This window comes from Rhizobium sp. 1399 (assembly GCF_031455475.1).
GTDB lineage: Bacteria > Pseudomonadota > Alphaproteobacteria > Rhizobiales > Rhizobiaceae > Rhizobium.
This window is the reverse complement of record NZ_JAVDSU010000001.1, coordinates 1-22,435: the sequence shown is the minus strand read 5'-3', so window position 1 is coordinate 22,435 and position 22,435 is coordinate 1. Positions and strand designations below refer to the sequence as shown.

25 protein-coding genes and 1 pseudogene are annotated in these 22,435 nt (G+C 61.8%); 14 read left to right on the top strand and 12 right to left on the bottom strand.

Going from position 1 to position 22,435, the window contains the following annotated elements; all coding sequences use genetic code 11:
• Positions 1–36: 36 nt before the first annotated feature.
• A complete protein-coding gene (locus J2X71_RS00130; RefSeq protein ID WP_310377843.1) occupies positions 37–900 on the bottom strand; it encodes a DMT family transporter in 864 nt (287 codons plus the stop codon).
• An 87-nt stretch (positions 901–987) separates the two neighbouring features.
• On the opposite strand from J2X71_RS00130, the gene J2X71_RS00125 reads away from it, so the two are divergent.
• Both J2X71_RS00125 and J2X71_RS00120 read left to right on the top strand, forming a co-directional pair.
• On the top strand, positions 988–2,421 hold the full coding sequence (locus tag J2X71_RS00125) for a PLP-dependent aminotransferase family protein (RefSeq protein ID WP_310377841.1): 1,434 nt from the start codon (positions 988–990) through the stop codon (positions 2,419–2,421).
• Positions 2,422–2,501: 80 nt separating this feature from the next.
• On the top strand, positions 2,502–3,017 hold the full coding sequence (locus J2X71_RS00120; protein WP_310377839.1) for a hypothetical protein: 516 nt from the start codon (positions 2,502–2,504) through the stop codon (positions 3,015–3,017).
• 5 nt (positions 3,018–3,022) lie between these two features.
• Here J2X71_RS00120 and J2X71_RS00115 read toward each other — a convergent pair whose 3' ends face one another.
• From J2X71_RS00115 to J2X71_RS00075, 9 genes are all read right to left on the bottom strand, one after another.
• Complete coding sequence (locus J2X71_RS00115; RefSeq protein WP_310380007.1) at positions 3,023–3,886, bottom strand: Pnap_2097 family protein; 864 nt, start codon at positions 3,884–3,886, stop codon at positions 3,023–3,025.
• Between the two features lie 2 nt (positions 3,887–3,888).
• Positions 3,889–5,160, bottom strand: coding sequence for an MSMEG_0569 family flavin-dependent oxidoreductase (locus tag J2X71_RS00110; RefSeq protein WP_310377837.1), 1,272 nt, complete (start codon positions 5,158–5,160; stop codon positions 3,889–3,891).
• 14 nt (positions 5,161–5,174) lie between these two features.
• Positions 5,175–5,462 carry an MSMEG_0570 family nitrogen starvation response protein gene (locus tag J2X71_RS00105; protein ID WP_310377836.1) on the bottom strand — a complete coding sequence of 96 codons (288 nt, stop codon included), beginning with the start codon at positions 5,460–5,462 and terminating at the stop codon, positions 5,175–5,177.
• The gene (locus J2X71_RS00100; protein ID WP_310377834.1) at positions 5,455–6,606 is read right to left on the bottom strand and encodes an MSMEG_0565 family glycosyltransferase; all 1,152 of its coding nucleotides are present in this window, start codon (positions 6,604–6,606) and stop codon (positions 5,455–5,457) included. Before J2X71_RS00100 ends, J2X71_RS00105 begins: the two co-directional genes overlap by 8 nt.
• Positions 6,603–7,580, bottom strand: coding sequence for a sll0787 family AIR synthase-like protein (locus J2X71_RS00095; protein ID WP_310377832.1), 978 nt, complete (start codon positions 7,578–7,580; stop codon positions 6,603–6,605). The genes J2X71_RS00100 and J2X71_RS00095 overlap by 4 nt, the downstream gene beginning before the upstream one ends.
• The gene (locus J2X71_RS00090) at positions 7,580–8,122 is read right to left on the bottom strand and encodes an MSMEG_0567/Sll0786 family nitrogen starvation N-acetyltransferase (protein ID WP_113323035.1); all 543 of its coding nucleotides are present in this window, start codon (positions 8,120–8,122) and stop codon (positions 7,580–7,582) included. Before J2X71_RS00090 ends, J2X71_RS00095 begins: the two co-directional genes overlap by 1 nt.
• Positions 8,119–9,237, bottom strand: a complete 1,119-nt coding sequence (locus tag J2X71_RS00085; protein ID WP_310377829.1) for an MSMEG_0568 family radical SAM protein — start codon at positions 9,235–9,237, stop codon at positions 8,119–8,121. The genes J2X71_RS00090 and J2X71_RS00085 overlap by 4 nt, the downstream gene beginning before the upstream one ends.
• Positions 9,164–10,204, bottom strand: a complete 1,041-nt coding sequence (locus J2X71_RS00080; protein WP_007821626.1) for a Nit6803 family nitrilase — start codon at positions 10,202–10,204, stop codon at positions 9,164–9,166. Before J2X71_RS00080 ends, J2X71_RS00085 begins: the two co-directional genes overlap by 74 nt.
• 83 nt (positions 10,205–10,287) lie before the next feature.
• A complete protein-coding gene (locus J2X71_RS00075; protein WP_007821628.1) occupies positions 10,288–10,770 on the bottom strand; it encodes an MSMEG_0572/Sll0783 family nitrogen starvation response protein in 483 nt (160 codons plus the stop codon).
• A gap of 401 nt (positions 10,771–11,171) precedes the next feature.
• Between J2X71_RS00075 and J2X71_RS00070 the strand changes: the two genes are divergently transcribed.
• From J2X71_RS00070 to J2X71_RS00055, 4 genes are all read left to right on the top strand, one after another.
• Positions 11,172–12,575, top strand: coding sequence for a PLP-dependent aminotransferase family protein (locus J2X71_RS00070; RefSeq protein WP_310377824.1), 1,404 nt, complete (start codon positions 11,172–11,174; stop codon positions 12,573–12,575).
• A 305-nt stretch (positions 12,576–12,880) separates the two neighbouring features.
• A complete protein-coding gene (locus J2X71_RS00065) occupies positions 12,881–13,249 on the top strand; it encodes a DUF983 domain-containing protein (protein ID WP_037105104.1) in 369 nt (122 codons plus the stop codon).
• A gap of 209 nt (positions 13,250–13,458) precedes the next feature.
• Complete coding sequence (locus J2X71_RS00060) at positions 13,459–13,920, top strand: nuclear transport factor 2 family protein (RefSeq protein ID WP_310377821.1); 462 nt, start codon at positions 13,459–13,461, stop codon at positions 13,918–13,920.
• Positions 13,921–13,947: 27 nt separating this feature from the next.
• Positions 13,948–14,514 carry a TetR/AcrR family transcriptional regulator gene (locus tag J2X71_RS00055; protein ID WP_310377819.1) on the top strand — a complete coding sequence of 189 codons (567 nt, stop codon included), beginning with the start codon at positions 13,948–13,950 and terminating at the stop codon, positions 14,512–14,514.
• A 94-nt stretch (positions 14,515–14,608) separates the two neighbouring features.
• Here the strand turns inward: J2X71_RS00055 and J2X71_RS00050 are convergent, their stop codons facing one another.
• On the bottom strand, positions 14,609–14,746 hold the full coding sequence (locus J2X71_RS00050) for a hypothetical protein (RefSeq protein ID WP_162748077.1): 138 nt from the start codon (positions 14,744–14,746) through the stop codon (positions 14,609–14,611).
• Positions 14,747–14,900: 154 nt separating this feature from the next.
• On the opposite strand from J2X71_RS00050, the pseudogene J2X71_RS00045 reads away from it, so the two are divergent.
• Both J2X71_RS00045 and J2X71_RS00040 read left to right on the top strand, forming a co-directional pair.
• Positions 14,901–15,521 (top strand): annotated as a pseudogene (locus J2X71_RS00045) (hypothetical protein); the annotation flags it as partial.
• A gap of 88 nt (positions 15,522–15,609) precedes the next feature.
• A complete protein-coding gene (locus J2X71_RS00040; protein WP_310377817.1) occupies positions 15,610–15,921 on the top strand; it encodes a Dabb family protein in 312 nt (103 codons plus the stop codon).
• A gap of 477 nt (positions 15,922–16,398) precedes the next feature.
• On the opposite strand, the gene J2X71_RS00035 is transcribed toward J2X71_RS00040, so the two are convergent.
• Entirely contained in the window at positions 16,399–17,613 is a 1,215-nt protein-coding gene (locus J2X71_RS00035; RefSeq protein ID WP_310377815.1) for an MFS transporter, read from the bottom strand.
• Positions 17,614–17,887: 274 nt separating this feature from the next.
• On the opposite strand from J2X71_RS00035, the gene J2X71_RS00030 reads away from it, so the two are divergent.
• From J2X71_RS00030 to ccmE, 6 genes are all read left to right on the top strand, one after another.
• On the top strand, positions 17,888–18,136 hold the full coding sequence (locus J2X71_RS00030) for a hypothetical protein (RefSeq protein WP_113324137.1): 249 nt from the start codon (positions 17,888–17,890) through the stop codon (positions 18,134–18,136).
• A 54-nt stretch (positions 18,137–18,190) separates the two neighbouring features.
• Positions 18,191–18,862, top strand: a complete 672-nt coding sequence (locus J2X71_RS00025; RefSeq protein ID WP_007818507.1) for a response regulator transcription factor — start codon at positions 18,191–18,193, stop codon at positions 18,860–18,862.
• Entirely contained in the window at positions 18,852–20,255 is a 1,404-nt protein-coding gene (locus J2X71_RS00020) for a HAMP domain-containing sensor histidine kinase (protein ID WP_113324135.1), read from the top strand. Before J2X71_RS00025 ends, J2X71_RS00020 begins: the two co-directional genes overlap by 11 nt.
• 121 nt (positions 20,256–20,376) lie before the next feature.
• Positions 20,377–20,805, top strand: coding sequence for a hypothetical protein (locus tag J2X71_RS00015; RefSeq protein ID WP_310377810.1), 429 nt, complete (start codon positions 20,377–20,379; stop codon positions 20,803–20,805).
• A gap of 99 nt (positions 20,806–20,904) precedes the next feature.
• Complete coding sequence (gene ccmI, locus J2X71_RS00010; RefSeq protein ID WP_310377808.1) at positions 20,905–22,071, top strand: c-type cytochrome biogenesis protein CcmI; 1,167 nt, start codon at positions 20,905–20,907, stop codon at positions 22,069–22,071.
• Positions 22,068–22,435, top strand: a 368-nt coding sequence (gene ccmE / locus J2X71_RS00005; protein ID WP_310377806.1) for a cytochrome c maturation protein CcmE, incomplete at its 3' end; no start/stop codon positions are given. The genes ccmI and ccmE, both read left to right, overlap by 4 nt.

Genomic DNA, 22,435 nt, shown 5'->3' with positions numbered 1-22,435 from the left:
GATTATTACAGGATACCAGAGCTGTCAATTTTCGACCTATTTCGCAAACTTCCGTGCCCCGGCCACGCAGAGAATGACAGCGACGGTCACCGCAAGCATGGACCAGCTTACCGTCTCGCGCAGCAGTGTCGCGGCAAGCGCAAGGCCAAAGAAGGGCTGCAGAAGTTGCAGCTGGCCAACGGCGGCGATGCCGCCCTGCGCAAGGCCGCGATACCAGAAGATGAAGCCGATCAGCATGCTGAAGAGTGAGACATAGGCAAGGCCCAGCATGGCCGGCGTCTGGATCTCGGCAAAGCTCGGCGGCCTGTAGAGGATGGCGGCGACGATCATGACCGGCAACGACACCACCAGCGCCCAGGAGATCACCTGCGAGCCGCCGAGCCGGCGCGAAAGCCGAGCGCCCTCGGCATAGCCAAGCCCGCAGACGATGACTGCGGCCAGCATCAGCGCATCGCCAACAGGCGAGGCGGTCAGCCCCTGCGCCAGCGCAAAGCCCCCTACCAATGCGCTGCCGAGCAGCGAGAAGAGCCAGAAGGCCGGCTTCGGCCTTTCGCCGCCCCTGATGACGCCGAAGATCGCGGTCGCCAGCGGCAGCAGGCCGATGAAGACGATGGAATGCGCCGAGGTCACATGCTGCAGCGCCAGCGCCGTCAGCAGCGGAAAGCCGACGACGACGCCAAGCGCGATGACGACAAGCGAAATGAGATCCTGCCGCGAAGGCCGCTTTTCCCGAAAGACGATCAGCAGGCAGAGCGCCAGGATGCCGGCAATCGCCGCTCGCGCCACCGTCAGGAAAACGGGATCGAGCTGCATGACGGCCACGCGGGTGGCCGGCAACGATCCACTGAAGATGAGCACGCCGATAAAACCATTGATCCATCCGGTCGCTGTGCGATCCATGTGGGCACTCCTTTGTTTGCCCCATGCTTATCCGCCGTTCGCACTGGTACTGCCAGCCACAGTTCGATACAGTTGGCTGAAACTGTTATGGTTGGAGAAGCAGTACGGATGGACGAGCAAGTTCAGGCAATTAGCCGGGTCGGGATGGTCATGGCGACCATCCGCCAACGCATTGCCGGCCGCAGCCTCACGCCCGGAGCCAAGCTGCCTTCGATCCGCAGCCTCTCGGGAACCTTGAAAGTCTCCGCCTCCACAGTGGTCGATGCCTATGAGCGCTTGGTGGCCGAGGGTGCGATCCTCTCGCGCCCCGGTTCTGGCTTCTATGTCGCGAGCCAGGCCGCGCCACTCTCGCTGGCCGATATCGGCCCGAAGCTCGATCGCGCCGTCGATCCTTTCTGGGTATCGCGGCAATCGCTGGAGGCGCAGGAAAGCGATCTGAAGCCCGGCTGCGGCTGGCTGCCGCCCGCATGGCTTCCCGAGGAGGCCATTCGCCGGACGCTGCGATCCCTGTCGCGTGCGGACGCCGCAAGCCTCTCCGACTACGGCTCGCCCCTCGGCCTCAAGCCGTTGCGCCAACTGATTTCCAGGCGCATGGCCGAGCGCGGCATCGAGGCCGCGCCCGATAAGATCATGCTCACCGAATCCGGCACACAGGCAATCGATTTCCTCTGCCGTTTTCTCATCGAGTCCGGCGATACGGTGCTGGTCGACGATCCCTGCTATTTCAATTTTCATGCGCTGCTGAGAGCCCACCGCGCCAAGGTCGTCAGCGTTCCCTACACGCCTTCAGGCCCAGATATCGAGCTCTTTGCCGCAGCCCTCACCGAGCACCGGCCGCGCCTCTACATCACCAACTCCGCAATCCACAATCCGACCGGCGCCACGCTCTCGCCGGTCACGGCGCACCGATTGCTGAAGCTCGCCGAACAACATGGCCTCACCATCATCGAGGACGATATCTTCGCCGATTTCGAACTGACGCCGGCGCCCCGCCTTGCCGCCTTCGACGGCCTCGATCGCGTCATCCATATTGGCAGCTTCTCCAAGACACTTTCGGCCGCCGCACGCTGCGGCTTCATCGCGGCGCGGCCGGAATGGATCGAGGGCCTGATCGACCTCAAGATCGCCACCTCTTTCGGTGGCGCTCGGCTGAATGCCGAGCTGGTGCTGAGCGTGCTCAGCGACGGCAGCTATCGCAAACATGCCGAAGGCTTGCGCAGCCGGCTCTCCAAGGCGATGTTCGAGGTGACGACCCGGCTGAAATCACTGGGCATTCGCCCCTGGCTGCAGCCGCAAGCCGGCATGTTCCTCTGGTGCCACCTGCCGGATGGTCTGGATGCGGCTGCGGTGGCGCGTGCCGCGCTCGTCCAGAACGTCGTGCTCGCCCCGGGCAACGCCTTCAGCCTGTCGCAATCGGCCACCGGCTTCATGCGCTTCAACGTCTCCCAGACACTGGACAACAGGGTGTTTGAGGTGCTTCGGGATGCGCTCAGGCAGGCGGAAAAAACTGATGGAAATTAGACTGTGAATTCATGCGGTTGAGTGGGTTTGCGTGGGCGGCAGCAGATTGACGTAGCAGTGGCGGGAGATACGATAGTCCTATGTTATCCCTTAGTGATCCTCGTTGGAAAGAATTGCGGCACGCTTACGGTGAGGCTGCCGACGTCCCGAATCTTCTGCAAGCATTGGCTTCATCCACGGGGCCGAAGGCGGATTACCAGGATGAGCCATGGTTCAGCCTTTGGTCCAGGCTGTGCCATCAGGGCGATGTCTATACCGCTTCTTATGCTGCCCTTCCTCATATCGCGCACATCGCCAGCGAAGCGGATGGGCCGATTGACTTCTCATTTTTTGCGCTACCGGCTGCCGTTGAGATAGCGCGCCAGACAGGACGAGGACCAGAGATTCCGGAAGTCTGTGTCGATGACTATCATCGTGCTCTCGAGCAACTCGTCGAAAATGTCAGCCTGCATCGAAACGACGCTTGGGACCGCTCGATGCTTCTTGCAGTGGCGGCGGCGCAAGCCGTCGCGAAGGGACATATCGACATCGCAGAGGCTCTGCTGAACCTGGATGCCGACTGGATCGCCAAAATCAACAACGATGAGTTCGATTGAGGGATCTAGTCAGCCTGATCCTGCCACTCCATGAAGGCTTTGCCGATCACCTTGCCATCCTCTTCCCGCCGCAGCCGGCAGAGGGCTTGCCGCCGATCGGGAGAAAGCCCCATCAATTCCACCCGCACGGCTTCGCCCGCCCGGATATTGCCGGAAAAGAATATCTCCCGCCGTGACACCAGCGAAAACTCCGGAAACCACCGCCCGAAGGCGCGATCGGCCAGCGCCTGGAATTCGGCGAAGTAGAACAGCCCGGCGCCATTGAACTCCTGCGACGCATCCGGCTCGAAGCGAAAGCCGCGCAGTGCCTTGGCCGGGTTGGCAGGCAGGCCGAAATGCGCCTCCAGCGTGCCGGCGCGCAGCAATGCTGCCGTCCTTGCCAGCGCATTGTCCTCCACAGCCGTCGTCAGGCCGGGCAGGGGAACGCGGGCGATCGAATAGTTGTCGCCCTCCCGCATGCGGCAGACGAAAGTGGAAATAAGCTCCACCTCGCCGATCAGGTTGCCACGTACGAAAAGCCGGTGGCGGGTCGAAACCTGGGTGCGCGAGATGGGCGACAGCGTCGAGCGTATCGTCAGCACGTCATTGGCGCGAACCGCGCCGAAGTCTGCATGCTCCAGCAACGTCGCGCAGATTGCCGCATAGGCCTCGCCGCCATCGGGCGCGCGGAAATCGGCATTCTCCATGCCGAGATGGCGGGCGAGCATCAGCCAGTGGCGATGCCCGAGCTCTTTCATCACCCATGTCTCCGAGAGGCCTGACGGCGTCAGGTGCGGCATGCCGATGAGCATATGCGGCGCGAGCGCCTGCTCCATCAGCTCGCGCGCTGACGGCTCGGGTGGATGAAAATCGAGGATCGCGACATTCATGTTCAAGCGCTGGCCGCCTGTTTCAGGACCTGATGGGTGACCTCAAGATTGCCGGCGAGGTGGTTCACCACATGCTCGGCATCTTTGCCGACGGCCAGGAACCGGCCGGAACCCCAGGTCCAGAGCCAGGGCAGGCCGAGAACATAGACGCCGTCGATGCCGGTCACGCCGCGCCGCTGCACAGGATAGCCGGTGCCGTCGAAGATCGGCAGGCCGACATAGGACCAGTCGGGCGAAAAGCCGGTCGCCCAGATCACCGAAGTGACACCCTCCGCCCTGAGATCGAGTTCCGCCGGCTCGCTTTCCGGCTCCCAGAGCGGCGTGTAGAGGCTGGCCGGCGGCGCATCGATGCCCTTCTCGGCAATATGCCGGTCGATCAGCGCGTTGATGCCGTTGTAGACGCGGTCGGCATTGTCGAGATTGGCCTTCAGATTCGGCTCGAACAGCATCCGCCCACTCGAAACACCCTCCATGCGCCCATAAAGCGACATGCCCTCCAGCGCGAATTTGCGCAGATCGATATCGCGCCCGCCGTCGCGGCCAGTCAGATAGTGGTTGGTGTCGTGCTTCTTCTTGGTCATGCCGTCATGTTCGACCGTGATGTCGTATTGGCCGACATCGGCGAGCCAGTCGACCACATCGCGGCCGCGATAGAAACGGGCGCAGCGTGGTGCATTGCCGGTGACCATATGCACCTTGCGGCCGGCAAGATGCAGGTCTTCGGCGATCTGGCAACCGGACTGGCCGGAGCCGACGACGACGACGGCGCCCTCCGGCAGCTGGCCGGGATTGCGATAGTCAGCGGTGTGGATCTGCAGGATATCATCCGGCAGGCGCTCGGCGGAGCGTGGGATCGCCGGCGCGCTGTAGAGGCTGGTGGCGATAATGACGCTGTCGGCGGTAAGTGATCCCGCCGAAGTCGAGAGCCTGAAGAGATCGCCAGCCTTTTCCAGCGAGGTGACCGTCGTGCCTTCCAGCACGGGCGCATTCACCTTTTTCACGAAGCGATCGACATAGGCGAGGATCTCGTCCTTCACCATGAAACCATGCGGATCGTCGCCGTCATAGGGGTGGTCGGGCAGCTGGCACTGCCAATTCGGCGTCACCAGGCAGAAGGCGTCCCAGCGCTCGTTCTTCCATTTATGCGCCACGGTCTTCTTCTCGAAGACGACATGGTCGATGCCGTGCTCCTTGAGATAGTGGCTGGCCGAAAGCCCGGCCTGACCGCCGCCGATGACGACGGCGCTGTAATGCGGCTTGAGGGAAAAGGTCATGGGTCGGGTTCCTTTCAGAGAATGAAGCTTTCGCAGCGCACGCGAGCGTCGACGTCGGCAAGAAAGAGGGAGCCCGCCTCCTCGATGCGGGCGAGCTGGCCGCGGGCGAGCGAACACGGATAGCCGTATTTCGCCTCCACCCGGTCGCTGGCGATGGTCAGCGCCTTGCGGCTGCGGTCGAGAAAATCGCGGATCGGATAGGTCTGGCCTTCCTCGAAGAAATCCCGGATGACGAGCGAGGGCGAATAACAGGTCTCCTCGCGGCCATCCGGCCATCCGATGACGAAACGCATTTCAGGCATGGGCAGGCTCCTTCAATGTCTCGTAGGCTTGGAGATGCGCGGCAGCCGTACGCTGCCAGCTGTGATGGGCGGCAAGCTTCAGCCCGTGCGGGATAAGTCCGGCGCGCACCGGTGGCATGAGGGAAATCGCCATGGCCTCGGCGATCGAGGCGGCATTGTGCGGATCGCACCAGACGACGTCTTCAGGGCCGAGATATTCGGTAAAGGGCGCGATCGAGGAGACGACGACGGGCACACCGCTCGCCATCGCCTCCAGCACCACGAGGCCGAAACCTTCCTTGACCGAGGCGAAGACGAGCGTATCGGCAAGCCGGTAAAGCGCCGGCATGTCCTCGTCCGCAACCGCGCCGAGGATGTGGACTGCAGCCGCATGTTCGCCGAGCGAGCCAAGCACGGCGCGGAACTCGCCCTGATAGCCGCGATGATCGAGCAGTGAGGCACCGCCGGCGATCACGAATTGCGCATCCGGGCGGATGGCGCTCACTTGGCCGAAGCCTTCCAGCATGGCGATCGTATTCTTCCGCGCCTCGATGCCACCGACAGCGAGGAAAACAGGGCCATCCGGCAAGGCGAGTTTGCTGCGCAGCGCAGTGCCGTCGGTGGTGGGACAGAAGCGCTTGGTGTCGACGCCATTGCCGACGACGGTAGAGCTGATGCCGCGTGTTTCCTTGAGCGTCTTGCGCCACATCGAACTGACGGTAAAGAACAGGTCGGCCCGGTCGATGGATCGATCCTGCAGCTCCATCAGCCTGATATCGGCGAACTGGTCGATATGATGGACGGTGCGGACGAAAGCGGGGATCATCCCGCGCTCCTTCAAGGTTGCCAGTGCATTGCCGGAAATGCCGTCGTGGGCGTGGAAAATATCGAAGTTGCAGGCCCCTGCGCTTTCGAAATGCCTGACATAATCGGCAATCCGCTGCTCGACCATCGCGGTCATGCCATCATGCGCAGGCCCGACAGGAATGCACATCGCGCCACAGGCCGGCGTGCGGAAGAAACCTGTCCTCTTGGCATCTGGCGCATGCAGCACGACCTCATGGCCAAGATCGGCCAGTGCTTCGGAAAGCTGCATGGCATGCACCACGCCGCCGCGCGGGTTCGTGGAGTGGGAAAGCATGGCGATGCGCAGCGCCCGGCTCATGCAGCATCCTCCTGCCGGCCGAGCTGCAGCAGCGGTGTCTCACCATAATCGTGGATCACGACACGATCGGTGCCATCAGATATCGCCACTTCGCTGCCAGCTTTGACATTGGCGATCACGGCCGCGCTGATATTCCGGGCGGCAAAACGCAGGATCACCTCATCGGCCTTTTCGGGCGTGGTGGAGATCAGGTAACCGAAGCTTGGGAACGTCGCGAGCCAGCGCTCGAGCGCCACGCCATCCGGCAGCGGGATTGCCGAGATATCGATATCGATGCCGACCCCGGAACATTCCGCCAGCATGATTGCCGTGCCGATAATTCCGCCCTGGCTGATATCCTTGGCGGCCAAGGCCAATCCGGCTTCGGCAATGTTGGGCAGGATCTCCAGATCGCCGCGCAGCCGCGCCGGCGGCGCATCGGTTGCCGCTTCCCAATTGTTGAAGGGTTCGCGATAACGGCCGCGATGATCGATCGCCGCGATCAGCACATCGCCCACCTTCGCATCGAAGCTCGTCAGCAGCTTCTTCGCCCTGCCGAGAATGGCGACTGAAAGCTGGCCGCGATCGGTGCGGATATTCGTATGGCCGCCAACGATCGGCACACCAAACGTCCTGGCTGCCGCCCGCATGCCCTCGAGCACCGGTGCGGCCCCCGCCTCGCCATTCGCCCAGACGGCATCGACGACGGCGACCGGCCGGCCACCCATGGCAGCGACATCGGAAATATTGACCATCACCCCGCACCAGCCGGCAAACCAGGGATCGGCGGCGACGAACTCGTTGATGAAGCCCTCGATGGCAAAGAGCAGGTATCCGTCGCCATCGGGCAGCGCTGCACAATCGTCGCCCACCGGTATCTGCTGACCGGCAAGGCCAAGGCTCGCGGCAACCGTGCCGATATCCGCCTTGGCAGCGATGCCGGAGGAGGCGGAAAGCTTGGCTGCCAGCACCGTGAGATCGATCCTGTCGCCCATCACGCCGCCTTCCTGGCGAGTGCCACCAGCCCGGTTTCCGGCGTCGGGCAGGGCGGGTACCAGGCAAGGTCCGCCTTCATCCTGAGATGCGGCTTGCCGTAGACCTCGAATTCCTCGATCACATCCCAATGCAGACGGCGGAAGAGCAGCCCGTTCTGCACCTGCACATTGGCAAGAAACGTGTGGCAGCCCATCGCATTGGCCGAGGAGACCGCAAGCCGGATCAGCGTTGCGCCAAGCGCGCCGATCTTGCGGAAATCCTCGTGCACGGCGAGCCGCGAGCCCCACCAGAGGCCGGGCTCTTCCTGATGGATGCGCACCGTGCCGACCAGCCTGTCGGCGGCAACGCCCATCATCGACAGCGCCACGATCGGAATGGCGTGATCGTCGATCACATCGCGGTCATCGCTCTCGAAGATCTTCTGCTCCTCGCAGAAGACGGCGCGGCGCAGCGCATGCGCTTCCTGCCGTTCCCACTCCGAGGTGGAAAACTTCACCTGGAATTCGCTGGCGCGATAGGGTGAGAAGGGCTCCAGCATCATTTGGTCAGCATCCTTTCATAGGAGGAAAGGGCAGAGCAGGCGCCGCATTTGCCGCAGCCGGCCTTGATGTCGACGGCCTTCAACCCGCTATCGACCAGCATCTTGGAGAGCGGGCCGAGGATCGAATGCATGAAATCAGGCTTCGGCGCCGGATGGCTTTCGAGCGGCGTTCCCGAAATCGGCACGAAGGGCACGACGAAGGGATAGACGCCGATAGCAACAAGCTTTTCGCAGATATCGAGGATCGCCTCGCGCGTATCACCGAGGCCGGCGAGAATGTAGGTCGAGACCTGGCCGCGCCCGAACACTTCGACGGCGGCCTTGAACGAGGCCATGTATTTTGAAATCGGGACCTGCGCCTTGCCGGGCATGATGCGCTCACGCAGCTCCGGTGTCACGACTTCGAGATGCATGCCGAGCGCATCGACGCCGGCTTCCTTCATGATCGAAAACCAGATGTCGTCTTCCGGCGGCTCGCACTGCGCCTGGATCGGCAGGTCGACGGCCGCCTTGATGGCGCGGGCGCTGTCGGCAAGGATCGAAGCGCCGCGATCCGGCCCCTTCGGCGTTCCCGTCGTCATCACCATATGCTTGACGCCATCGAGCTCGACGGCGGCCTTGGCGACTTCCGCGAGCTGTTCCGGCGTCTTGTGGGCAACGGTGCGGCCCGCCGCCAGCGACTGGCCAATGGCGCAGAACTGACAGGTCTTGGTGCGGCTTTGATAGCGGATGCAGGTCTGCAGCACCGTGGTCGCCAGCACGTCACGGCCATGCAGCACGGCGATCTGCGAATAGGGAATGCCATCGGCCGTGCTGCGCTCGTAGAAACGCGGGCGCAGCGGGAAGGACACTTCGCCGAGCACGCGCCCATCGCGGCTGATGCGGCTCTTGCCGGCCTCATCGGGTTTATCGACCAGATAGGGGCTCTCGAAGGCGGGTGCAGTGTGCACCGGTACCATCACGGTCATGCCGTCGATCGTCAGCGCCTTGTGATCGGATGGGCCGGCGCCGCCGCGGCGGCTCTCGTGGCCGGCCTTGGGATCAACGAGCCTGGCTCCGAAGGACTGCAACTCGTTGATCAGAGTCTCGGTCGGCAGAAACGTCGTATTGTCCATCGGTGTTGCTCCCTGTGTCTGTTTGGAAGGAATGTGCGGAGCCGACCATCGGTTGGGTGGCGCGGCCGTCCATGACGAGATGCAGCAGTTCCGGGCGGGCGTAGTGGCCGACCGAATCCATCATCCGCTTGCGCTTGGTGATCAGGCTCATGTCGAGATCGGCGATCAGGATGCCTTCGCCCTCGGTGATCGGTGGCGCCAGGTGCTTGCCCTCGGGCGAAATGATCGCCGTCATGCAGCCGCCGCGCAGTGCCTTCTGCAGGCCTTGATCGGGGGTAATGGAATTGATCTGCTCCTCGGTCAGCCATCCCGTGGCGTTGACGACGAAGCAGCCGCTTTCAAGCGCGTGGTGGCGGATCGTCACCTCCATCTGCTCGGCAAAGATCGGCCCGACCATCGAGCCCGGAAACTGGGCGATGTGGATTTCCTCGTGCTGGGCCATCAGCGCGTAGCGGGCAAGCGGATTGTAATGCTCCCAGCAGGCGAGCGCTCCGAGCCGCCCGATGCTGCTATCGACGACCGTGAGGCCGGAGGCATCGCCCTGGCCCCAGATCATCCGCTCATGGTAGGTCGGCGTGATCTTGCGGCGCTTGAGGATGAGCCTGCCATCCGCATCGAAGAGAAGCTGGGTATTATAGAGTGAGCCGTGATCGCGCTCGTTGACGCCGAGTGCCACGACGATGCCGTGTTCGCGGGCAGCCGCCGCAACCGCATCGGTGGCCGCACTCGGAACGGTGACTGCTTCTTCATAAAGGCGCAGATGCTCGCGGCCCGATAGAACCGGCGGCAGCACGAATGAGAAATAGGGGTACCAGGGAACGAAGGTCTCCGGAAAGACGATGATCTCGGCACCCTTGGTAGCGGCTTCGGCAATTGTCTCCAGCACGCGCGCCAGCGTCTTTTCGCGCGAGGTCAGATCCGGCGCGATCTGCGCGGCTGCGGCCCGGACGGTCATTTTCTTTTCCATGGCGAAATCCTTCTGATGGTGTGAGGAGGCGGAGGAGGGAACTCCGCCTCCCGAACGCGGCTGACGACAGCGTTCCCGCCGAGTCAGAGCGTCCAGGTATCGAGGATGAAGGCGCCGTCGCGGCGGTGGATCAGGATCAGGTCCAGCACGTCGAGCGGACTGATCGGCCGGATGCCGGGGATCAAGGCCTGTTCGCCATGGCCATAGAGCGCCTGCAGCGCGAAGCGGCAGGCATAGACCTTGCCGCCTTCTTCCAGGAATCCCTTGATCTGATTGTTGAAGTTCAGATGGCCGGGAAAGGCTTCCGCGCCGAGTTTGGGAAAGCCGCGCTGCACGCCGAGCGTCACGCCGGGACCATAGAGAAGGACGGAGGTTTCGAAGCCCTTGCGCTTCAGGCGCTTGGCCTGCAGCAGGTTCACAAGGCCGATAGACCCTTCGAAGGCGACGGTGTGGAAGGTGATGAGGGCTTTGTCACCCTCCTTGGCCTGGACATCCTCGAAGACCTTTTCCTCGTAATCGACGAAGAAGTCTCCATCTGCGTGGGCCGGTGCGGTAACTGCGGGCATGAATGGCTCCTGTGTTTGAAGTCAGGCCCCTCTCGCGGGGTACAGCCATTGAATTGCAAGCACCGTGCCAAATTGACTTTGCACAAATAGAAGTCAATTTATGCAGAAAAGCATTCAATTATGCATTCAATTTTGAAGGGAGGTGAATTTGACGCCGATTAGGCGGGCATTTACGTGCAAAAAATGAATGCAAGAGAGATCGAAATGGATGCAGTCAAATTGCTATCAATGTATTGATGCTATGCGCGATGCCGATTATATCATGCTTGCATGCGGCATTCAGTCGTCTGGCGCACATGGGCGCGACGCTGTTTTTGCGTGACAGAAGAAATATGCAACAATATACGGTCAATGTCGACGGGAATCCCCCTCTGCGTCGATCACGAATTGCGGAACATGAAATGAAAGACTGGCATCCCGACCTCAGCCGCTCCTCCAGCCCCCGTTACATGGCAATTGCCGATCTGATCGAGATGGATCTGAGGAGCGGCGTGCTGGCGGTGGGGGACCGGCTACCGCCGCAGCGCGAGCTGGCAAAGCGCCTCAGCATCGATTTCACCACAGTGGCGCGCGGTTATGTGGAAGCACAGAAGCGCGGCCTGGTGGATTCGCATGTCGGCCGCGGCACTTTCGTGACTGGCGGGCAGGACAGGGAGCGCCGCGGCTTCGCCTCCGATGCGGCGCCCGATCCGCGCCGCGCCTCCGTCGTCGACTTCTCGATGAACCTGCCGCCGGAGCCGGATGATCAGGATCTGATCGCCCGCATGCGCGAGGGCATGTCGGCCGTGGCGACCAATCTCATTCCGCTCTTGCGCTACCAGGGTTTCGGCGGTTCCGGCATGGATAAGGAGGCCGCCGCCGCCTGGCTCAGCCGTCGCGGGCTCGTGCCGTCGCAGGAGCGCATCTTCGTCACACCCGGCGCCCATCCGGCTCTGCTCGCGATCTTCGGCCTGCTGGCAAAGCCCGGCGAAACAGTGCTCTCGGAAAACATCACCTATCCCGGCATGCGCTCGATCGCCGCCCAGTTGCGGCTCAATCTCTCGGGCCTGCCGATGGATGAGGAGGGCATCCTGCCCGACGCCTTTGCGGAGGCCTGCGAGCGGCTCCAGCCTAAGGCACTCTATCTCAATCCGACCCTGCAGAACCCGCTGACGCTGACCATTCCGGAAAAGCGCCGCGAGGAGATCGCTGCCGTCGCCCGCAAATATCACGTGCCAATCGTCGAGGATGACGCCTATGGTTTCATCCCGCTGCATGGCCCGCCGCCACTCGCGGCTATCGCGCCCGATCTGACCTGGCATATCGGCGGTCTCGCCAAGTGCATCGGCGCCGGCCTGCGTCTTGCCTATGTGGTCGCCCCGGACACCAAGGCGATCTGGCCCTTCGTCAGCGCCATGCGCGCCAACAATGTCATGGCCTCGCCGATGACCGTGGCGCTTGCGACGCGCTGGATCGAGGATGGCACGGCAGACACGATCCTGCGCTTCATTCGTGCAGAGGCGGGTGCCCGCCAGCAGATGGTGGCGAATATCCTGCCCGACGGCAGCTACAAGGCTGATCCGATCAGCTTCAACATCTGGCTGCCGCTCACCAATGGCTGGACCCGCTCCACCTTCGGCAGCCACATGCGTTCCTCGGGCATCGGTGTGGTGGCAAGCGACGCATTCACCGTGGAAGGTGCCGCCCCCGAAGCCGTGCGCGTCTGCCTTGGCGGACCGATCAGCCGCGACAGGCTGAAAGGTGCACTGGACTTCATGGCTCATGCCCTGGAAGGTCCGCCGGAAATGTCCGCTTCGTTCTTCTAATGTCGCCTCATCCCTTTGCCCTCGTGCCGGCACAAGGGATGTCATGAGGGTCGAGCCACCGCGCGTCTGCACGGTGAATGACTCTCCCTTGCACAAAATACGGCCGCCGTCGGATCTTCCGGCTTGCCTGCTCGTGCGTCCGCCATCCACTCCTTCACGCCCCCAAACCCGATTCAAAGAATCTCTGCGTCATTCTGACGAATAGACTGGCAATCCGCTTTTAATGTAATTATATTGTATGCATACATTATGAGGCATTGAATGGATTACGCCAATGCCTCGCAACGTCGAAAAGCGAGATCGCCATGGATACCGAATATCCTCCTCTCCCTCCGATGCAGACCGGCATCCGGGGCCGCTGCCCGCGCTGCGGACAGGGACATATGTTCAAGGGTTTCCTCACGCTGAAGAAGGAATGCGAAGTCTGCGGGCTGGATTATTCCTTCGCCGATCCGGCCGATGGCCCGGCCTTCTTCGTAATCTGCTTCGCCTGCGTGCCGAGCGTGCTGCTTGGCGTGTGGCTGGAAGTTGCCTTCTCCGCGCCGCTCTGGGTCCAGCTGCTGGTCACCGGCCCCTTCATGTTCGCCACCTGTATTCCGCCATTGAGGCCGCTGAAGGGATGGCTGGTCGCAAGCCAGTATTTCTACAAGGCCGAAGAGGGCAAACTCGCCTGATCTCGGGTAGTCAAGGATCGCGCGGGATATCCTGATCTTTGCGTATGAAAGGCCGCTCGGAACATCGAGCGGCCTTTTTTGCTGCGCAAGCGGCCGTCGTTGTCTGAAGCCAAAATGCCGCAGGAAATGGATATAAAAGCCTCTTGCATTTTATGTACCGATCGGTACAATGCGTGACGAAAGGTACAATTCAATCAAGGAGACCAGACATGCCTGCACCGCTTCCCCCTTTTAGCCATGAAACCGCAACCCAGAAGGTCCGCCTTGCAGAGGATGGCTGGAACAGCCGCGATCCGCAGCGCGTATCGCTCGTCTATACGCCCGACAGCCAGTGGCGGAACCGCGCCGAATTCGTCACCGGCCGCGCCGAGATCGTGGCCTTCTTGACCCGCAAGTGGGCGAAGGAGCTCGATTACCGGCTGATCAAGGAGCTCTGGGCCTTCACCGGCAATCGCATCGCCGTGCGTTTTGCCTATGAGTGGCATGACGACAGCAACAACTGGTTCCGTTCCTATGGCAACGAGAATTGGGAATTCGATGCAGAGGGCTTGATGCAGCGCCGTTTCGCCTGCATCAACGATCTGCCGATCAAGGAATCGGATCGCAAGTTCCATTGGCCGCTCGGCCGGCGGCCTGATGACCATCCGGGCCTTTCCGACCTCGGCCTTTGAGGCCTGCAGGTGACCCGAGGGTGAATTGTGAAGACCGTTTATGAACGTGCCGATGTCGTGCCGCTGCTTGCGGAAATCTTCCGCGAGCTTGGCTACGAGGGCACGACATTGAGCCGCATCACCGAACGCACCGGCATCGGCAAAGGCAGCCTCTATCACTTCTTCCCCGGCGGCAAGGAGGAGATGGCGGCCGCAGTCCTTGCTGATGTCGACGCCTGGTTCGAACGCGCTATCTACGAGCCGTTGCGGCGTGACGATCCCAGAGCGGCGATCGATGCGATGTGGGCGAATGTGATGGACTATTTCCGCTCCGGCAGCCGCATCTGCCTCGTCGGCGCCTTTGCGCTGGACGAAACGCGCCAGCGCTTTTCGCCTGTCATCCGGGATTATTTCGTCCGCTGGATCGAGGCGCTGCGCCAGGCGCTGGTCCGCGCCGGCTCCGCCGAGGATGACGCACTTGCCGCGGCCGAAGAGGCCGTCTCCGGCATTCAGGGCGCGCTGGTGCTCTCGCGGGCGCTGGATGACAAGGATATGTTCCGCAGAACCCTGGATCGGCTGACCGGCAGGCTGGCTGCGACGAAACGTGGGGGATAGGCGGTGGCCGCTGCCTTGGCAGGAGCAGGAATGCCGGCAACGCGGGGAACTGCGGGTGAGGGGTTCAGGACGTCCTCACCCGTCAAGATTGTGCTTAAGAGTCGTTCTGGGAGGGCAGGCGGACCGGGCGCGGATTCTCGCGCTGCGTGCGTACCTGGCGCCACTCGTTTTCCATCTGGTCGACGACGTGCTGGGGGATCTTGGTCGGAGTTTCTGCGGTGGTCTGCATCATATGCCTCTCTTCCTCAGCAAGGGTGTGCTTACGGATTGATGCATCGCACAACAAAAACTGCGTGTAAATCTACCCCGGTCACACTTGAAACGATTAAATTAATTTCAATCGATTAAGCCGACGTTAACCACAGCAGGCCTCAGAGAAGCGTATCATGACAGCCCCACTCGACCGGCAATTCTTCTTCGATACCGTGCAGAACGCCCTCTTCAAAGGCAGTCTCACCACTGCCCAGATCGAAGGCATGAACGCGATCTTCGACTACTGGGACGCGAATTTGGCTACCGCCGATCGGCGCTGGCTGGCCTATATATTGGCGACTGCGTTTCATGAGACGGCTTACACGATGCAGCCTGTACGTGAGACGCTGGCAACGAGCGATTCGCGCGCCGTCGAGATCCTCGAGACCGCCTTCGCATCCGGCCGGCTCTCCTGGGTGAAGTCGCCTTACTGGCGGCCGGATGAGGATGGCAAGTGCTGGCTTGGCCGCGGGCTGGTGCAGCTCACCCATAAGCGAAACTACGAGGCGATGAGCGAGGTGACCGGCATCGATCTCGTCGCTCATCCCGACCGCGCTATGGAGATGACGCCTGCCGTGACGATCCTGATCGAGGGCATGCTGCGCGGCAGCTTCACCAGCCACCGGCTTTGCGATCACCTCAATGAGGAGAGGGAAGACTGGGTGAATGCGCGCCGCATCGTCAACGGCACCGACAGGGCGGAGAGGCTCGCCGAATATGGGCGGACATTCCTTGCCGCCATGCGCAAGCCATCCTGACGCGGCATTGTGGCCCGGTTGAAGGCCTAGGCGGCGCGTGTTATCGCCCGACCTAAGCTCAGAGAATTGCCACAGGAGTGTCCGCGTGATCCGCCATATCGTCTTCTTCACCGTGCCGGAGGAAAACCGCGAGGCAGTGCGCAAGGGGCTCTCCATACTGACAGGCATTCCGCACGCGCTGAAGCTGGAGATCGGCGAAAACGTCAAGACGGACCAGTGGGGCAATGCGGTCGATTTCGTCGTTTATGGCGAATTTGAAAGCGAGGAGGCGCTTGCCGCTTACAAGGCGCATCCCGATTATGATCTCTCCACACGCACCGTAAAACCGCTTCGGGATACGAGGACTGCGGCCGATTTCGATAGCAGCAAAGCGGTCACCAGGCCCCTGCAGGATTGACGATGACGATCACGCCGCTTGAGGCGAAATCTATCTCATTGAAAATGAATAAGTATTTTCTAGTGCTGGTGCATTTTGCCGCGATTTTCCGGCTAAGTCATTGATAGTGTTTAAGTGATCCACCAAGGCACAAAAATTTTTTAATAATTCGATTTCAGCAAACGCTGCTTCTGATTTTGAAATTCCTTATGCGAAGTTTTGAGGTAAGTGGATCACTTATTCAGGATCAATGACTTAGCGCCAAAAACACTACGCTAAAGGCCCATTTTGAAAATTCTTATTCATTTTCAAATGGATAGGAAGAGGTTGGAATCGGCGCTCGTTGCAGATGAATCAATCTGTGAAGGGCCGGAAGCAGCTCTTGAGAAAAAAGCCGTAAATGATTCAAAAGCTTAACGGCTTGGCAGTTCTTGATGCTGTATGACCGGAACCTCCTCTGCCTGAAGGCACAGTGCTGGTTCTCAGTTTTGTCGCCGGTCAGGCCGGCTGTTCGCTCGGCCTCGCGCTGCGCACCAGTGCCATCAGCATCAGCACGAAAACCATTGCGATGGCCGCAAGCACCGCGCAGGTGATGACCGTCGGACCGGCGCCGGCGCGATCGAGGATGGCGGTGAAGATGACGGGTGCGATGGCATTGGCAAGGTTCTGCGGCATCGACAGGCGCGCCGCCTGCAGCCCGTATTCCTTGGCCGAGAAGAGGGCGAGCGGCATTAGCGCGCGGGCGACCGCCAGCACGCCGGAGCCGAAGCCGTAGAGCAGCACGAAGGTGACGAGCAGCGGCGTCGATGGCGGCACGATGAAGAGCATCAGGAAGCTGAACAGCATCAGGCTGACGCCCATCACCGATGTCAGGATCGGATTGCCGCGCTTGCCGAGCAGCATGTCGAGTGCGCGTGCCGAAATGCCGATGACGCCGCGGGCCGAGCCGAGTTGCAGTGCAAGGGCCGGCGATGCGCCGGACTGGCGGAAGATTTCGAGCAATGACGGCGAGACGCCGAAGGTGATGAAGGTGCAGAGTGTGGTGGAGACGGCAATCAGCAGGAAGGCCTTGCGCCGGTCGGCAGGCGAAAGCTCCACCGGCGGCGTTTCGGCGGCCGCTCCCTGCGTGTGGCTCGCGACCGGTTTTGGCAGCCCAAAGAGATGCAGCGGCAGGCAGACGAAGAATTGCAGGCCGGCGCTGACGACGAAGGTGACGCGCCAGCCGAAGCTCTCGTTGAGCAGCGTCAGGATCGGCCAGAAGATGGTGGCCGACAGACCCGTGAACAGCATGAGGATGGCGATGACGCGTTTGCCGTTCGCTCCTTCGCGCTCCACGACGGCCGTATAGCAGGGTGCCGAAAGACCGAGTGCGCCGCCAAGCCCGATGACGACCCAGGCAGCCGCATACATGACGATATTGGTGGCGGCGGCGAGCAGCAGCAGGCCGATCGCGAATGTGATCGACGAGCCGGCCAGCACCTTCGCCGCGCCATAGCGGCCGAGCCAGCGCCCTGTGGTCGGACCGGCAAACGCACTGACAACCATCATGAGGGTCAGACCGGCAAAGATCACTTCGTTCGGCAGCCCCAGCGAAGGCGCGATGACGCGGCCCATGACGCCGAGCATATCGAAAGTGGTGCCCCAGCCGATAAGCTGGGTGACTGCGAGCACGCCAACTGTCTGCGCCGTACGAAGCGAAAGTGATTTTTGCATGGATTCGAAAATGAAATGGATGAAGGCGGCCGAGCGATAGCAGTTTCAACCAGATGGTGAAAGGCTTGATCGAACAAATCCAGTACGGATTTGCCTTGTGTCGGGATTCTCGCAGTGGCAGAAGGCCTTAGCGGCATCATTCAGAAATCACGTATATTTCGCGCAATAGTCGAGAATTGTTCTAAAAAACCTGCGTTACCGTGCATTCATTTGCCATTCAGGTCGCGTGAGTACATATTCGGGACAAGTTGGCATTACATTGAAAGCACAGCACATGGCCTCTCCTCTGAGCGTCGCAGCATTGGCCGCCGGCCTGGCGGTTTCGGCGCCCTCACCGGACGATACGCACACGCTTGTCCTGCGTGTGGCGGGCGATTGCAGCGCCGCAGCCCAGCAGGTCGTGGAAGAGACGGGCGGCCAGCTTCTTTCCGTGCAGCCGGTGGGCAATGCCTGCATCATCACCGTTCTCGTTCAGGGCAATGGCCAGCGTCCGCGCAAGGTGACGGTAAAGGTTCCGATGTAGGCGGAATCGGCTTATTCATGACATCAGTGATTTGCAGCGGATGAAGGCGAAGCGATGCGCATTCTGGTAGTCGAAGACGACGTCAATCTGAACCGGCAGCTGAGCGACACGCTGAAAGAGGCGGGTTATGTCGTCGATCAGGCGTTCGATGGCGAGGAAGGTCACTTCCTCGGCGATACCGAACCCTATGATGCCATCATTCTTGATATCGGCCTTCCTGAACTGGACGGCGTGACCGTTCTGGAAAAATGGCGCGGCGCCGGCCGCACCGTGCCAGTACTGATCCTGACCGCCCGTGACCGCTGGAGCGACAAGGTGGCCGGCATCGATGCGGGCGCCGACGACTATGTCACCAAGCCCTTCCATGTCGAGGAGGTGCTCGCCCGCATCCGCGCGCTGATCCGCCGCGCGGCCGGTCATGCCTCCTCCGAAATCGTCTGCGGCCCGGTGCGGCTCGATACCAAGACCTCGAAGGCGATCGTCAACGGCGTGGCGCTGAAGCTCACCTCGCATGAGTACCGCCTGCTTGCCTATCTCATGCATCACATGGGCGAGGTGGTGTCGCGCACGGAACTGGTCGAGCATATGTACGATCAGGATTTCGACCGCGATTCCAATACGATCGAGGTCTTCGTCGGCCGCCTGCGCAAGAAGATGGGCGTCGATCTGATCGAAACGGTGCGCGGTCTCGGTTACCGCATCCAAGCGCCGACCAATGCGAATTAAGTCGCTCACCGCACGCGTGCTGCTTCTGACCACGGTCTGGTCGACGGTGGCGCTGGTGGTGATCGGCCTGTTGATCTCGACGCTCTACAGACGCAGCGCCGAGCGCGGCTTTCAGGACCTGCTGCGCGCCCAGCTCTATAACGTCATCAATTCCGTCACGATTGGCGATCAGGGTGCCCTGTCGGGCAGCCCGCAGCTCGGCGACCTGCGCTTCGCCCAGCCGAAGACCGGCTGGTACTGGGTGGTCGAACCGCTCGGCACCTATACGACCGCGCCGCTCGTCTCGCCTTCGCTGGGCTCCGCGACGATCCCGGTGTTGTCGGTCGTGGAAGCACCCTTCGACAAGAATTACGAGCGTTATTATCAGGTGACGGACGCCTCCGGGAACCGCGTGCAGGTGGCCGAGACGGAAGTCGTGCTCGACACCGACGGTCGTGCCGCGCGCTTCCGCGTGACAGGCAATGTCGATGTCGTGGAAGACGACGTCCGCAACTTCTCCCACCGGCTCTATCTGGCGCTCGCCGGCTTCGGCGTCGGCAGTCTCATCGTCAATGCGCTTGCCATTCTCTATGGCCTCAAGCCGCTCGACAAGGCGCGCGCCGCCCTGGAGCGCATTCGCGCCGGTGAAAGCGAGCAGTTGAAGGGCGATTTCCCCCGCGAGATCCTGCCGCTTGCCAATGAGGTCAATGCGCTGATCGACAGCAACCGCCGTATCGTCGAGCGGGCGCGCATGCAGGTCGGCAATCTTGCCCATTCCCTGAAGACGCCGATCGCCGTGCTGCTCAATGAAGCGCGTGTGCTTGAGAGATCGCATGGCGACCTGGTGCGCAATCAGGCCGAAGCCATGCAGGGGCAGGTACAGTCCTATCTCAACCGCGCCCGTATTGCCGCCCAGCGTGAATCCGTGCTCGCGCGCACCGATGCCGAACCGGCGCTCGAGCGGCTGGTGCGCGTCATGCGTCGCCTGAATGTCGATACCGAATTCGAGCTGATTGTCCAGCCGCCGCATCTGGCCGTCGCCATGGAGCAGCAGGATCTCGAGGAGACGGTCGGCAACCTGCTGGAAAACGCCGCGCGTTTTGCCAAGAGCAAGGTGCGCCTCTCGGCGGTCGAAGCCGGCGATGACGTGAAGGGAACAGAAGCCAGTGCCAGAAAACATTGGGTGGAGCTTGCCGTCGAGGATGATGGGCCCGGCCTGGAGCCTGACCAGATCCGCGAAGCGCTGAAGCGCGGTCGGCGTCTGGATGAGAGCAAGCCCGGAACCGGCCTCGGCCTCTCGATCGTGACCGAAATTTCCAACGAGTACCAGGGCCGCCTGGAACTCACGCGCGGGGAGTGGGGCGGACTGAAAGCCAAGCTTATCCTGCCAGGTGTGACAAAGGATGTTGCATGAGCAACTGCTTGATGTCACAAAGATAGTGGCAAATGTATAGCATGCTTTGCCTTAATGCTGACACGGGGACGCTGCACTTCGATCGGCTCGTTTTGACACCCCTGATCGTGGTTCGATTGCAATGACTCTACGTTCGCAAGGCATGATCGTTTCTTCCCTTCTCGTCGCCGTTGCGCTCTCTGGCTGCACGACGACGAAGGGAGCCACAACGCGTGGGCTCTTTGGCGGCGGCAAGCCCCCGGCTTCGGCCGCTTTCATCTCCGCCTTACAGGGTGGCATCGTCGGACGCACCGGCGTAGAGCTTGATGACAGCGACAAGCAGCGGGCGCTGGAAGCCGAATACCGCGCGCTGGAAGGTGCAGCCGTCGGGCAGCCGGTGACCTGGACTGGTCGCGATGCCAATGGCAGCGTCGTGGCGGCAGCACCCTATCAGGTCGGCTCGCAGAACTGCCGTCAGTACACCCATACGGTGACGGTCGATGGCAAGAATACGCTGGCGCGCGGTGCTGCCTGTCGCAATGAAAACGGCACCTGGTCGCCGCTCGGCTGAGTGGCCTTGCTCGTTATCCTTGCGGCCAAAAGCCTCAAATCTTCGTCATTCCGGCATTGGCAGTTGGAATGAGGGCGCGCTTCAAGTAATTGGGCCGATATGCTGTTCTGGATTCTCGTGGCCGTCCTGACGGCGGCTGTTGCCGCCATTCTGCTTTACCCTCTTTTGCGTGGGGCGAAGGCGGCTGAGGATACGCGCGCCGGTGAAGCGGCCGTCTATCGCGACCAGTTGCGTGAACTCGACAGGGATCTCTCGGGCGGCCTGATCAGTGCCGACGAGGCCGATTACGCCCGCGCGGAGATCGGCCGCCGGCTGATCGCCGTTTCCGGTGTTGCTCCTGCCGAAGAACGCAAGCCTGCAAGGCATCACCGCCTGACCGAAGCCTTCATCGTGCTGCTCCTGCCGGTCATCGGGCTCTGTCTTTACATGAATACCGGCAGGCCCGACCTGCCGTCCCAGCCGCTGGAAGCCCGGCTTGCCAATCCCGGCAATGATATGGCCGTTCTCGTGGTCAAGGCGGAGCGGCATCTGGCGCAGAACCCTGGCGACGGCAAGGGTTGGGATGTGCTGGCGCCGATCTATTTCAGCACCATGCGCATTTCCGATGCCGAGACCGCCTATCGCAACGCCATCCGCCTGCTTGGCCCAAGCCCCGCTCGCCTCGACGGCCTTGCCGAAACGCTGATGGCGATGGCCGAAGGCGTGGTGACGGAAGATGCGCGCAAGGTGCTGGAACAGTCATTGGCGCTTGAGCCGAACAACCCGCGTGCGCGGTTTTATGTTGCATTGAGCCTGGAGCAGGCGGGCCAACCGGATCAGGCGCGCACGGCCTTCGAGGATCTGGCGAACCAATCGCCTGATGATGCACCGTGGCTGCCGCTGGTCAACGAGCATATCGCCAGGAACGGCGGCACGGCGGTCGCCCCTGCAGCCGGGCCGGAAGCCAAGCCTGCCGCACGACCGTCAGTTCCGGGCGGCCCGACGGCGGAGGATGTGGCGGCGGCCGAGAATCTGAATAGCGGCGACCGGCAGCAGATGATCCGCGGCATGGTGGAAAGCCTGGATGCCAAACTGACTGCCGATCCTGATAATTTCGAGGGCTGGATGCGTCTTGTCCGCTCTTACGCCGTATTGAACGACAAGGATCGCGCCGCCGGCGCCTTGAAGCGGGGGCTTGCCGCCTTCCCGGCATCGGGTGACGAGGGCAGGCAGTTGCTCGCGCTGGCAAAAGAACTCGGCATCGCGACGGAAGGATTGAGGGAATGACGCGCAAGCAGAAACGCCTGGCGGTGATTGCCGGCGGCATGAGCTTCATCCTTGTCGCGGTGCTGCTCGTGATGTTCGCCTTCAGCCAGTCGGTCGCCTATTTCTATATGCCGGACGATCTCGCCAAGACGCCGGTGGCGCCCGGCACCCGCATCCGCCTCGGCGGCCTCGTCGGCGAGGGCAGCGTCATGCGCGGCGAAGGTTCGGTCGTGCGGTTTGCCGTGACCGATCCGAGCGGTCAGATCGTCAACGTCCGTTACCAGGGCATTCTGCCGGATCTGTTTCGCGAGGGGCAGGGGGTGGTGACCGAAGGCGCCTTCGAGACGGGCAGCACTGTCTTCACCGCCGATACCGTGCTTGCCAA